General features: G+C 57.0%; 10 protein-coding genes and 1 tRNA gene. 1 reads left to right on the top strand and 10 read right to left on the bottom strand.

The features are described 5' to 3' along the window. Positions 1 to 47: 47 nt before the first annotated feature. From WDB66_RS05130 to WDB66_RS05095, 8 genes are all read right to left on the bottom strand, one after another. Positions 48 to 2087, bottom strand: a complete 2040-nt coding sequence (locus WDB66_RS05130) for an AIPR family protein (protein ID WP_339397455.1) — start codon at positions 2085 to 2087, stop codon at positions 48 to 50. Between the two features lie 11 nt (positions 2088 to 2098). Further along, on the bottom strand, positions 2099 to 3076 hold the full coding sequence (locus tag WDB66_RS05125) for a PD-(D/E)XK motif protein (RefSeq protein ID WP_339397454.1): 978 nt from the start codon (positions 3074 to 3076) through the stop codon (positions 2099 to 2101). Next, positions 3054 to 5786: a Z1 domain-containing protein gene (locus WDB66_RS05120; RefSeq protein ID WP_339397453.1), complete on the bottom strand. Its 2733-nt coding sequence runs from the start codon at positions 5784 to 5786 to the stop codon at positions 3054 to 3056. Before WDB66_RS05120 ends, WDB66_RS05125 begins: the two co-directional genes overlap by 23 nt. Before the next feature lie 7 nt (positions 5787 to 5793). Continuing rightward, positions 5794 to 7296, bottom strand: a complete 1503-nt coding sequence (locus WDB66_RS05115) for an ATP-binding protein (protein WP_339397452.1) — start codon at positions 7294 to 7296, stop codon at positions 5794 to 5796. Further along, positions 7280 to 8878 (bottom strand): DNA cytosine methyltransferase, encoded by a 1599-nt coding sequence (locus tag WDB66_RS05110; RefSeq protein ID WP_339397451.1) that lies wholly within the window; start codon positions 8876 to 8878, stop codon positions 7280 to 7282. Before WDB66_RS05110 ends, WDB66_RS05115 begins: the two co-directional genes overlap by 17 nt. Positions 8879 to 9058: 180 nt before the next feature. Next, on the bottom strand, positions 9059 to 9781 hold the full coding sequence (locus tag WDB66_RS05105; protein ID WP_339397450.1) for an HD domain-containing protein: 723 nt from the start codon (positions 9779 to 9781) through the stop codon (positions 9059 to 9061). A gap of 140 nt (positions 9782 to 9921) precedes the next feature. Further along, positions 9922 to 11304 carry an Arm DNA-binding domain-containing protein gene (locus WDB66_RS05100; protein ID WP_339397448.1) on the bottom strand — a complete coding sequence of 461 codons (1383 nt, stop codon included), beginning with the start codon at positions 11302 to 11304 and terminating at the stop codon, positions 9922 to 9924. Further along, positions 11297 to 11566, bottom strand: a complete 270-nt coding sequence (locus WDB66_RS05095) for a hypothetical protein (RefSeq protein ID WP_339397447.1) — start codon at positions 11564 to 11566, stop codon at positions 11297 to 11299. Before WDB66_RS05095 ends, WDB66_RS05100 begins: the two co-directional genes overlap by 8 nt. A 135-nt stretch (positions 11567 to 11701) precedes the next feature. Between WDB66_RS05095 and WDB66_RS05090 the strand changes: the two genes are divergently transcribed. After that, complete coding sequence (locus WDB66_RS05090; RefSeq protein WP_339397446.1) at positions 11702 to 11938, top strand: helix-turn-helix domain-containing protein; 237 nt, start codon at positions 11702 to 11704, stop codon at positions 11936 to 11938. A gap of 249 nt (positions 11939 to 12187) precedes the next feature. Here the strand turns inward: WDB66_RS05090 and WDB66_RS05085 are convergent. Further along, positions 12188 to 12263 (bottom strand) — tRNA-Thr (locus WDB66_RS05085). A 35-nt stretch (positions 12264 to 12298) separates the two neighbouring features. Continuing rightward, a complete protein-coding gene (gene ispH / locus WDB66_RS05080; protein WP_339397445.1) occupies positions 12299 to 13249 on the bottom strand; it encodes a 4-hydroxy-3-methylbut-2-enyl diphosphate reductase in 951 nt (316 codons plus the stop codon). Between the last annotated feature and the right edge of the window lie 19 nt (positions 13250 to 13268).

Here is a 13268-nt window from a genome sequence, read left to right as displayed (position 1 = left end):
CAATGCGATCAGCGTTGAGTGACGCTGTTGCGAATCACGCCGGTTTGTCAAACGAATCCGCCATTTACTGCACTTTCCCAAGCCTCCTTCAGCTTCTGCAGGCGAAAACCCTTAAAACCAAAGCTATGTGCAATTGCAGCACGCTCCACAAGCTCCTTCTCTCCGGGCGAAAGTACGCCCTGCTCCATCTCCCAAGCAATCAAACGCTTCCATGTTCCATCAGCCCATAAGCCATATGCTTTCTGTGGCCATGAGACTGCCTTAACCTCTCTCGCGGCTTGCTTCTTGGCACGGGCCACGAACTCATCGCTGAGCACGATATCGGACTCTTGTATCCGGACCCAGCAAGCTTCTCTCTTGGCCCATTCTGTAACGAGTCGATTGCGAACCTGCTCCGCCGGGATGTCCTGAAGATAGGGCACAACCTCTTGGGCAACGCGAAGAGCCTCCTCCATAAAGTAGCTTGGGGCTGTTTGTACTCTCCATGCAGCTTCGAAGTCCATTGCACGACTAACCCCACTGAGTCGGTCAGCAATGAGGGCGATCGTATAGGTGACAACCTGTCGAAGCATGGAACCTGGATACCAGTCTTGGCTTGGTACCGCGCCATCCAAGGCACGCGTAAGAATGGCCTTACCAACAACAGACTTATAGTATTCATTGTCGAAAGCCTCCGGGGCCTTGGACCACTGGTCACCAATCATTTTTGCGAATGCAGCTGTATTCTTCTGTGCACCTGCGCATACGCTGTGAGGTACCGAACTCCACGTCACCTCATAACGTGCGATGTCCGTTTTCGTGACCCTCTGCTTGCGTGGATGAATAAGTTCCCAAGCCTTGGCTGCAAGTCCCCTCTTTCGCTTCAGCTCTACGTTGTAGCTACCTTGGGTCCGCTCAAAGAACCAGTAGCTTTCGACATCGCCCGCCTTAGCTGGGGGAGCCAATACTTGGCGGGAAATTGTCTCGATTCGCTTGAAGTATGGATGTCCTGCGAACAAATCGGAGGCTGATACAGCATTCTGCGCATTGGCAAAGCGCGCGATATCATGCACGGCCTCTTCAAAGCCCTCTTCAGGAAGCTGAGACAGCTTCATCTGCACAGACACTTGATCGAGTGGGTACCCAGCCTTTCTTGCCCAGTAAAGGGAGGCAGTGGTTTGGCCTCCATTGACAACCTGAAAATCAGTGGCCGAAGTGATCATGGTTAGCCCCGAATTGTTTGTCTCCAGTTCCAAGCCAGAAACGGTCGCCGTCAATCCGTTGTTGTAAGCGAAGAACATCGATGGGTTCTCCCGTAAAGTCTGACGAATACCCTTGTTGACCTTTCGCCCCTCACCTAAGAAGGCTCGAACGTTCTGTTCAAGGATTCGGCCGCCAAATCGGTCATAGAGACTGGCGAGGACGTTGCCAGGCATTACGCAAAGAAACGACTGGTACTCAGCACCCTCCGACAAAGCCGGCAACGCGGGGATCCCGGCCCCATACTCCTCAGAGAAGTTTATCGTGATCGCTTCCCGCCCAGAATTAGACATGTCGGCACGGGAGAGTCGTGCGATGTCCCAGATCTGAACTTCGATATCGTTGGCGCCAAGCTTGGGAGCTTGGATCCGCCCCAGCTTTGTTCCGATCGGTCGATCGGAGACAACGTAGATCTTGGCCTTAGTGAGTAGATCGTTCGAGAAGCTGAAAATCTCACGGGAGAGGGAATGCGCCTCATGGCTCTCATCCCAAAGGGATGCCACATCGCCGTAAACACTCCCTTGCAGAAAATTGTGAACTTGATCGATGAGGCTTCTCAGTTCGTCAGTCCTAAGCGGTTCGGGCTCTTCGGCACCGGAGTAGCTTGCAACGATCAGACTAAGTACGCCATCAGCTTCGGAAAGACTGTAGCCATCCAGCCTGACCTCGGACCGCTTCCACCATGCATGTGCCCTACAAAGACCGTAGTCAGTGAACTCTTCACCTGTCTGAAGGATTTCGCAGGCGCGCTCAATGAAACGGGTACGCTCATAGTCCGAAGCCGTGACGGCACCTGCTTGGATTTCGACCAAAAGATCGGCACGATAACGCTGAATCTCTTCTTCCATAGTCCCGCCCCCTAGCGGTTTTCAACCATCTCTGACAAGTCGACAGCGAATGATCCGAGCGATTGCAATCCAAGGACGTAGCTCCCGTCGATGATCCTAGGATCAGCCTCAGAGCGCGTGAACCGAGGAAAGCCATCGGTTACGACAAACGCAGAGATCGAATGGATGGCGAATTTATGGCGGTCATAGAGACGCGACGCAACGTAACCCCATTCAGCAAGCTTTCGCCGGGCATCCTCGAAGACTTGGCTTCCGCATGCCTCGGCATCATCAAGCAGCCCGATCACGAAATCGTTAAGCGACTTCCCACCATCCGCTTCACTGGCTGGAAGTAATTCGACCACAACGAGCCCAAGACCACCACTCTGGACCTCGAGTTGATCAAGTGATGAGATTCGCACTTGATTCCTAGCGCCAGCCACGCGGCTCTTGACTTCGATGGCGCAGCCATCGAGCACGAAGTCTTGGGCGTGTCGCATTGGCGCAACCCAAGCCGCAAGCGCAGACTCGAGCCCAAGCCTTCCGGCGAGTGGACCATGAAGCAGGGCCAGCTCGCCGACAAGGCCGCGCATCTCCTCATCGGACAGCTCATTCCCTTTGGCCAAGCCGAAGAGTGACTGCCAACGACGCAAACGACTGAACAGCCTCAGCGCCGATGTGCCCCGGTCTTCCGATTCGCCGGAGTAGGCCAACACGTCCTCACACAGCCTTAGGAATACGTCTCGATCCTCAGGCACCCGCAAGTGAAGGGAAACAGCGGCAGTCTGATCCGGCTCCTCACGAACAGCGATTCCAAGCCCCCTGAGCTTCGGAAGTTCAGCAGGCAAGCTGTCCAATGGCACCTGCTTCACAAGCAATGCCGGTGAGCCATCTGGATGGATCATCCAGAAGGTGGCGAGCGGATGTCCCACCACGGCGCGCCGACCTACCCATTCGCCTCCTTGGGGCGAGAGGGTGGTCCAGGGGTCACTCTTGGCTTTCGTCGTCATCATCGTCCCCCTCCGCATCCGGGTCGCCGTACATCTCACGGAATGCAATCACATTCGCGGTGTAGACCACCTTCTGCTCCACCTGTCCTTCCTGCAGCCCCGGGAAGCTGATTCCGTAGGCGGCGTGCCGCTCCGACTTCGGCGCATTCCCTTGCTGATGATCCACCTGCATATCCAGAAGGTGGATCATCAGCAAGGGGCGCTGGCGCACCTCACGATACATCCGGTCAGGAATACTCGCGTCTCCCTTTTCCGAACGCCAAGCCTCCTCGACGGCCTTCCGCTGACTGGGCGTCAACCCAGCCGCTTCCTGACCACGTGACGCAACACGGCGCTTGTTCTTCGAGACCGAAAGAGCAGTGTGCGCTCCCGCACCTCGCACATTCGCGGCGCGCCCCTGGAGGCCGACCTTGATGCCCGCGATATCGATCGTACTCGCCTCATCGGCACGAGAATTCGACGCCACCAAGACGTCCCACAGCTCGAACCCCCGCTTCTTCGCATAGTCGATGAGGGGAGTTGCGGCCATCTCCGGATTCCCCGGCGGCAGCACGAAGCCACCGATGAACTCCAGCACCTGATCCTGAGGCACGTCTTGGAATACTGTGGACGCCTTTGGACTAGGATCCTCCCGAAGAGGCAGGCGCGGAAGACCTAATTCGGCGAGACGCCGGATGAAGGCCCCGGCACGCTTCCAGTTACCTCCCACCGCTTCACCACGCGCGACAACAAGGGACGATTCGACAAGCCTAGCCGCCAAGCCTACCTTGCGCACGATCTCCTTGGCAGTGCGCATCTTGTTGCGCGCCGTCACGATGAGTGACCCCGGATGAGAACGCACAGCAAGGCCAAAGTCGATCGGCCGGAGTCCGTAACGCTCCATCTTGGCGATCTCGTCGCGAAGCTCCTCGCTGGCCGAAGCTATGTAGGCATACCAATCGAACGCATCGAACTTGATAAATAGCCTACAAAGGTCCTTGTAACCATCGCGATAGCCGAACCAACGCCCCATCTGAAGAAGCGTGTCATACATCTGAGTGTTTCTCAGGAAGTAGCTGACCGTCAGCCCTTCGAGCGTGAATCCTCGGGATAGCGAGTTTCCGCCCACAGCTATTACGTTCAGGCCTATATCCGCATATCTCCGATAGTCCAACGTGCCTGGACCCGATCTGGCATTAACCTCAACCACATGCACACTGGCCGCAGCCTGATGCAAGGCCTTCTGAATGCTCCCCCAAGACTCGTCAGTTGACAGTTCGTAATGCTCCAACCAAGACTCATGCAGCGACTTCATGATCGGATCACGAAGGGCGACGCTCTCTGAAAGCCGATGCCTGTTTTCAATGGCCGCCGCGACAGTATCCATACGCTGGCTGATCAAGGAAGCCACGCGACCCTGCACCCCGGTGAAGCGCGACACGTTCACCAGCATGGAGTGATGCTTGCCTCCCTGTCCACGTAGGATCCTTATCGCCTTGGATACCAGAAAGCAATTGATTGCATCCTCTAAGCTCTCTGGGAGCGAGTGGATCTGCACATCGATCTTGTGCTTTACCGGTAGCCACTCCTCGGCATCCTCTAGAATGACAGACAAGTTTTGAGCTGACTCCTTGTCGTCAAGGAAATAATCCATGGCGCCCACATAATTTGAAGGGGCGTCAAGACCTATGATGAAGTCCCTCGGAAACAGATCCTCCTTGTGCAGCTCGTCATCATTCTCCGGATCAACGAAGATGTTGGCGAATGGGGTCGCAGTGAACCCGATATATGTATTCCTTGTCGAGCTTGCAAGAAGCTGCCGGATAAGTGAGTTAATCGTATTGGGAAGACTGGGGTCCTTGGATGTGTTGATCGACGCATTGTCCGCCTCGTCGTCAATCACCAATATCGGCATGGTAAGCAAATCACCAGAGGAACTTGTGCTTCGCAACCAGTCAATGAGATTGGTGAGAATGGACTTGTTCTTTTTGATGACAAAAATTGCGGGATCTGAGAGACTATTGATCGAAATGCCAAGTCCATCTGCACGAGGCTTGGTAAAGTCATATGCGCGGCTCGTATAGGCAACCGCACTGAAGGACTGGTTGATGTTTCCAACCCCGAGCCAAGTGGCGTTGGTATTGCGGCCAAGCAGCTGATCCGAGTCACGCCCGACAAATCCCTCGTCGATTCGCTCCTGTGTCTGAGAACGCAAATTGCTGTACATCCCGGCGATAAGGATGATGAGCTTGTAGCCTGCGTCGGCCGCCTTGTTGATCAGTCCAATGTAGTTGGCGGTCTTTCCGCTTTGGACGTGTCCTACAACAAGCCCACGGCGACTCCATGCACCCTCCTCAACTGGATTTCCGGCCAAGTCGAGGGTTCTGTCTGAAATCTCATCAATCCGATCCACCACACGCTTTGGAAAGCCGGAGTGGACTCGCAGAAGGTCGTTGTAGCGGCGCCAGTACTTGAAGTTAATTTCGTGGCGTCGACCGTCAAGCCATGGTTTGTGACCGACACCTACGATGGCATGGGCGGGCCCGAGCCTAACCATGAACTCGTGCTCGAGCTGCTCTACTACTGCGTTGATCTGAGCTTGTGATGCCTTTTCGGGAAGTAGGGGCGGGCCCGCGTAGCGCTCGACCAGCTCTCGAACCTCTTCACGGGATTTGATGTCACTTGTGGACATGCCTGTCCGCGCAAACGCAAGGAGTACGTCTTGGGTCATGCGATCCTCACTGATCTTCAATATCTCGATACTTCTCTACGATTTCCCGCACCCGGCTGTCATCCTTGAACGGCACAGCACCCTTGATCTGGTTGTAGATGATCCCCGGAAGACGATCACTGTTCGGAGCCAAGACATCCATGTAGTCCAGAAGCAGCCGCTCCAGTTCCATCTCGTCAAGATTGCTCTGACGAACATTCTGAGGATGCGAACCGACGTCCGAGAACATCGCCTCGAGGGGAAGGCTTGCCTCGATCACCGCTAGGATCGATTCGACTTTCGAGAAATCCTCATCAGCTGCCCGGACTCCTTCGATTAGGGGATGTGTCCGATTGATCACATAACGGATATGTCCACGCTCCTCAATTCGGTCCCACATAGGAAGGGTCGCATCCTGAACTTGCTTGCGCCCGCGGTATGTGTACGGACGCTTGGCACTTTGCGTCATCCGCTCCACCAGCGGCCGGAGCCTTGATCTCACTGCTAACGGCGGGCGAATCCTCGATTTTCGGACGTCCACGCCCCAGAAGGAGTCCAACGATGTCGGAACATCCACACGAACGCGCAACAGCTTCGACATCTCCGACCGTTTGCCAAGGCCAAGCCAGGTGCCGCCGCTGATCAGCCTCTTCGCCCGGTAAATGTAGAGGCCTTGGGTCTCCGCCAAGGTCGAGCCGAGCGCCATTTTCTCTAGCTGGGAGGGTGTCAGCCTAGAGTGGTGTGGCAACGTGAATGCCTGTGCTGTGATCTGCGAATCACCAGCCTTGAGACGAGCGACTTCATGGCTGTCCGAAGTCGGGGACATATGGAGCGCGAATGGGTCGGCAGCCTCGATAGGGTAACCATTGATCGAGATCTCGATCGGCTCCAGATCGATGTCAAATGGCTCGGGCCTGATGTATCGATGGAAGATGAGGGCCAGATGTCGGCGTGCTTCCGCGAAGAGTTCATTCAACGCCACTGACAATCTGGTCGGGGAAGGATCCTCGGAATCGAGTCGATCAAGCGCTTGCCAGAGCACGAGCGTTCCTGTCGGCGGGAGCGATTCGATACCGGGAAGCTCTTCTATTTCACGGGGATCCAGCCTCTGAAGCAGCCATTCGTCAGCTTCCACAACACGGTCAAGATCCCACCGGCGCCCGTGTGCTTCACCATCCTTGCGACTGACAACCGTGAGCCTTCTGCACTGGGAGAACGACGCAGTCTTCAGGCCAAGACCGAAGCGCCCCAGATCCCCCTCTTCCCTAGAAGCTAGTGGACTCTTGCTTCCATGCCGCATCGCGGCAGTCAGCTCGTCTGCCCCCATCCCATGGCCGTCGTCAACGATTGCCATGTACGGCTGATTCTCGGCATCCAAGCCGTTGAGGATCTCGATTCTTCTGGCGCTTGCCGAGATGCTGTTGTCTAGGATATCCGCAAGGGCGCTGTCGAATGAATAGCCGATATCGCGCATCGACTCCAACAGCGTTCCTGCGCTTGGACGCAGTATCAACTCACGTTCTTGATTCACCATGCGATCCGCCCCCTACGGGATCACTTGACAGGATATTCCACACGACACCCGCAATCTGCCGGGCTATCACAGGCGGAACGGCGTTGCCAACCTGCACATACTGCTGCGTCCTGTTGCCAAGGAACAGGTAGTCGTCCGGGAAGGTCTGCAATCTCGCAGCTTCACGGACGGTTAGGCTGCGGCATTGCGACGGATCCCAATGAATGAATGCGTGGCCATCCTTGGAGAGGTGGCTGGTAACCGTATTGGATGGCTTGCCGCGCACCTGCACGCGGAAACGGTCTGCAAAGGCTCCCGTCTCCCAGTTGACGTGGTCGGGTGCCAGACGACTCGGAAACTCGCTGCTTTTCGGGGAGCGCTCGAAGCTCTCCGCAAAGGCCGCGCAAAACATGTACCGCCCAAGATCCGATTTCATATGGCCACGGGTTTCATGGTTCAGAACGACCGACTGTGCCGGTGATTTCAAGCTCTCAGCAAGCACACTTGTCTCACTGGTGTATCTGATGGCACGTCGAGGCAGCTTGTGATCTGGACTTAGGTTTTTTAAACGCTTGGAAACATCCGGGTGACTATTGCGGATGAGCTTCTCGACCCGGTCCCGCTCGGATTCCATCGCTTTCCGCCACTTTTCGGGGTCGTCCGCCTGACGGCTGAGCCCGCTTCGGAGCTTCGGCAGGCCTGCGAGCGCAGTCGCGATGGAGATCCTTTTGCCTTGGACGACGGCAAGTCCAGGGATAGTGCCGATTCCCGGATGCATCACGTCCTCGCGTACGCCCATGATGATGACCCTGTGGCGCGCCTGCGGTACTCCGTGATTCTCGCAGCGGATGATGAAGCCGGCCGGATCCTTGGCGACGAGTTGGGAGGTTCTCTCCCCTTCATTCACATGGATGGGGAGCAATACATAGCGCTGTCGACTTGTGCCTTGGTGGGGCGATGAGGCGAGTGCTGCGGATGGATCTTCGAGATCGCGCATGATGGCGCCAAACATCTCGCGATTCCCAACCTTCGAGGTAAGGATACCCTTGACGTTCTCCATAATGAATACGGCAGGCGCGAATTTAGCCAAGATTCCGAGGTACTGTTTGTACAGGAAATGCCGAGTATCGCCTTTCGTCCTGAACCCTTTGACGTTCTTCTGCCGCGCCCGCCCCACCAATGAGTACGCTTGACAGGGCGGTCCACCGATCAGGATCAGCTCGTCGTACTTGCTTCGCTCCGCGGCAATCCTGTCATTCAGGATCCGGTTGTGCTGCTCTTCGCCCAGAGTGAGGTTCAATGCCTCACGCTCAGCCTCCTCCCAAAAAGCTTTCCACTTACCGCTGCTAAAGTGGGATGCTGGAGATCCATTTTTTCCTCTCGCGACCAGCTCCAGATAGGCGAGATACTCTGGCGGAACCCGCCCTTCCTCACGCGTCAACAGGCGATAGAAGGCACGCAGACGGAGCGTCGAGTGTGCTGAAGGCTCCATCTCAGCGGAAACGGCAAGCTCGAATGGATGGCGGCCGGAGCCAATGGAAGTCTCGAAACTGCTGAACCCTTCGCCAAGGCCGCCCGGGCCCGCAAAGATGTCGATCACACCTATCCTGCATTTTTTATGCCTATGTGTTGCAGACAAGACTTAATTCTTCGTGTTGGTTGATGTGATGAGCACAGAGCTGGTCAGTTTTTGACCAGTCAGGCCGTAATCGACAAGTATATCGCCAGCCGCCTCAGGCTGCCTGTGGCCAAGGCAAAAACTAGGCACTTGATCCACTGCCTAGAACTGTATCAGCATGTCATCGAGATGAGGCGCCCGCTCCGTCACCACCAACTCCCGCGTCAACTCGCAACTCATCTGATCAAAGCCCTTGACGATTGCACGGATGGCCAAGGGGTATGGATTGTCACGCGGGCACCGCCTCCCACCCAGAACCTCCTCCATCAAAGCGCCGAGTAGTGGATCTTCGCTTCTGAGGGCAGCCAAGGCGGGCTGCAGGTAGTACAGGCCCCGTTCTCCGTGCTTCCTGAAGTCAGTTGGGTTCCGAAGTGCTTGATCTAAGCACCAAGGCTTGCCGTAGTCGTGCAAGAGGCCATACACAACACCGAGCTCTCGCCAAAACTGCGGGAGTCTCGTGGCGCTGGCAATACTGTCGGCTACCTCCAGACTATGTTCGGCCAGACCACCTGGGTATGCATGGTGGTAGCCGTTGGATGCTGGACAGGTCCAGAACTTCAGATGCACTTCTGGAGCAAGCAAAGCTGAGGCAGCAAAATTACGAAGCGAGGTAGCTGACAGACCATCGATCAGACCTGAGACTTCCTCCACTACACCCGGCACCGGACATAGAGTGTCAGGCAAGAGGTCCTGAAGCTTGTGGCAAGAGCGCGGATTGAAGCCCAGCAAAAGATCTTCACCTGAGTAAGTGCCATTGAGCAACAAGCTGACATCACCCACCCGGGCAAGGGGGCTCTTACCGGGCAGATCAATCCAGCTCAGCACTTGGTGCACTCCACCTCTATGGACGATGCGACAGACTCGATCAGACCCGGCTTCGGAAGCATCCAGTGGCTGGACAAACCCAGGTCGTGGCTGGACCAAGCATTCAATTGATGTCATCGACATAGCGAGCTCCTTTTCCGTCAGGCGATCTGGCGCGCAAGGGCGAGCAAGGCCGCAAGCTGATCGGGAGAGATTTTGTGGAGCAGGCTCTGATTGTCCGTTGCTCGGGCGTCGTCCTCTGCAGACGGAGAGGCGTCTGACGTGAGTTCACTTGACTGGCTGTCCTGTGACGAGGCCAAGTCGGATGCCTTGTGCGGCAGATCAGTTCCGATACGGCTATGGACCAGGCCGGCGAAAGCCTGCCCATCGTTCCGCGTGAGGTTTGGTACAAAGCGCGAGTAGACTTTGAACAGCATCTCGGTGGTTGAGTGACCCAGCATTCGAGCGATCCACTCCGGGCTCTCGCCGGCTGCCAACATCAACGTCGCGGCGGTATGACGCGTCTGATACGGGCGACGCTTTTTGAAGCCGAGGTAGCGCAGCAGTGGGTACCAGACTCGGTTGCTGAAGTTGTTTGTGTCGATCGGGTTCCCAGCCGAAGTGGTGAACACCCACTCACATCCCTGCTGCCGCTCGATCAACCGGTTCTCGATGGCCGTGCGCACCATGGGGAGCATGGCGATGTCACGCCATGAAGACTCACTCTTGAGAGCCTCCTGCTGTTCACCTCCAACCAAGGATTCGCGAACAAGGATCAGGTTGCGCTCGAGGTCAACGTGCTTCCATTGGAGACCGTTGATCTCTCCTGAGCGCATGCCTGTGAAAAAGCGCACCGTAAGGTAGTCCCGGTAGTCACTTCGTACCGTGTCGAGGATGCGCTGAACTTCTTCCAAGCTAAAGGGCTGAACCTCGGTCCGCGCTTGGCGCAGGGGCTTGATTCCACGGAAAGCAGGCACGAACTCGTGACGGTCGGCGGCCTCGTTCAGAACTTGGCGCAAAAAGCACATGATCTTGTTGATCCGAGCCGCGCTCAGCGTTTCCGACTTGCGTCCTGGACGCTTGGACAGCATGGCCCGGAATGCCATCACGTCGGCTTTTGTGATGATGTGGACTGGATGCTTTCCGAAGAATGGGAGCAGATCATTGTCCAGCACCGCGCGTACATCCTTGCAATGCGACTGCCTCCACTGAGGTGACATCTCCACGAACCAAAGATGAGCGAACTCAGCAAAGCTCGGAGTGTTGGGCTGCTGCAACGACGCGTCGTTCCCCTTAGCCGAAGCAGACACGTGAGGCGTCGAACTTGCGGACGAGTGCTCCAATTTCGGGCTGCTTGGGAAGTACAACGCGTACTCGAAGACGCCTTGATCAATGTCCTTCTGGATACGTCGCGCCAAAGCTTCCACACGCTTGCGATGCGTTGGCGTGTCGTTGAGGGCCGTCAGCTCGCGGTAACGCACCCCCCGATAACGGAAGTCGATCATCAACAGGCCACTGTCGGCCCGGGTACGAACACTAGCCATGGGCAACACCTCCGTTGGCCATCGGAATCAACCCAGCCTTGGGAAGCGAACTGACCATGGACGCCGGTGCTACTTCGGCCGAGGCCTTGCCGATGTCCTGCTGGATGGTCTCCCAGATGAAGAGCAGCTTCCGTCCGCCGAAGGGTCGGATGTAGTGGATGCCCTCCAGAAGGACCGAGTCCTTCAGTCGGTTGCGGATGGTCCGTGCGTCATAATGAATACGCTCGGAAAGTTGCTCTGTAGTGAGGTAGGTCTGACTCATAAACGAAGCTCCTGGATGCGATACAGATGGTTGCGAATCGAGTACGATTCACAACCCTCTTGTACCGCTCAAGCCTCATCCGGAAAGTTAGACCATGTTTTGTATCATCAACGATTCATACTCTATTCATTCGCCATGATCCGATTCAAATTGCGTGAGCGCATCGCCGACAAAGAGTTCCGCGAAGGTCGGCGCATCACCTTGGTAGAGGTTGCCGAAGCCACAGGCACAGGCCGCATCACCCTGTCGCGCATGCTTAAGCGCGGGGCAGTCATGCGTACCGATACGCTGGACAGGCTATGTGCCTACTTCGAGTGCGACCTGGACGACCTAGCTGAGTACCTGCCAGACGAAAGCTCACCCGACCCCTGACGAAGGGCCACCAATGCCTTCTATCAGGCTGGGCTCAGATGCACGATCAGCGCTCTGCCTGGGTGGTGGATGGGCACGAAATTGCGGTGTATGCGTAGGTCATTTTCAAACGACCGTATGAAATCACGGGACCCGAAATGGGCACGGGATGGGCACGAAATGGGCACGGTGCCCATTTCATGCTCTCCGGACGCTGCTCTCAGCGGAGAAAAACCAAAAAAAAGCCCATGAAATTCATGGGCTTGAAGATGGTGCCGGAAATAGGAATCGAACCTACGACCTACGCATTACGAATGCGCCGCTCTACCAACTGAGCTATTCCGGCGTAGCCGCGTATTGTAGGGCCGCCTGTGGGGCCGGTCAATCGACCAGGGTCAGGCGCAGCTCCTTGGGCAGCGCGAACACCATGCTTTCCACCTCGCCATCCAGTTCCTGCACCGAGTGCGAGCCGAGGCTGTCCAGACGCGCCAGCACGCCCTGCACCAGCACGTCCGGGGCCGAGGCGCCGGCGGTGACGCCGATGCGTTGCTTGCCGGTGAGCCACTCCGGGTGGATGTCGGCGGCATCGTCGATCAGATAGGCCTCGACGCCATCGCGTTGCGCCAGTTCGCGCAGGCGGTTGGAGTTGGAGCTGTTGGCCGAACCGACCACCAGCACCAGATCGCACTGCCGTGCCAGTTCGCGCACCGCGTCCTGGCGGTTCTGGGTGGCGTAGCAGATATCGTCGTGGCGTGGCCCCTGGATCGCCGGAAAGCGCGCGCGCAAGGCGGCGATCACAGCGCGGGTGTCGTCCACCGAGAGCGTGGTCTGCGTGGTGTATGCCACATTCTCCGGCTGCGCCAGCTGCAGGTGCGCGACATCCTCCACGTTTTCCACCAGATGGATATCTCCGGTGCCGGCTTCACGCCGCCACTGCCCCATCGTGCCTTCCACTTCCGGATGGCCGGCATGGCCGATCAGGATCACGTCGCGGCCGGCGCGGCAGTGGCGCGAGACTTCCATGTGCACCTTGGTGACCAGCGGGCAGGTGGCGTCGAACACCTTCAGGCCGCGACGCTGGGCTTCGGCACGCACCGCCTGCGAGACGCCATGCGCGCTGAAGATCACGGTGGCGTCGTCCGGCACTTCGTCCAGCTCCTCGACGAACACCGCGCCGCGCTGCTTCAGGTCATCGACGACGAAACGGTTGTGCACCACCTCGTGCCGCACATAGATCGGCGCGCCGAAGTTCTCGATCGCGCGCTTGACGATCTCGATCGCGCGGTCGACACCGGCACAGAAACCACGGGGATTGGCGAGAAGGACGTTCATGGTGCTCGGGAATGGGGAT

The organism is Denitratimonas organivorans (assembly GCF_037478135.1).
Classification (GTDB): domain Bacteria; phylum Pseudomonadota; class Gammaproteobacteria; order Xanthomonadales; family Xanthomonadaceae; genus Denitratimonas.
Note: the sequence above shows the minus strand (reverse complement) of the source record. Positions and strands in the feature narration are given on the sequence as shown.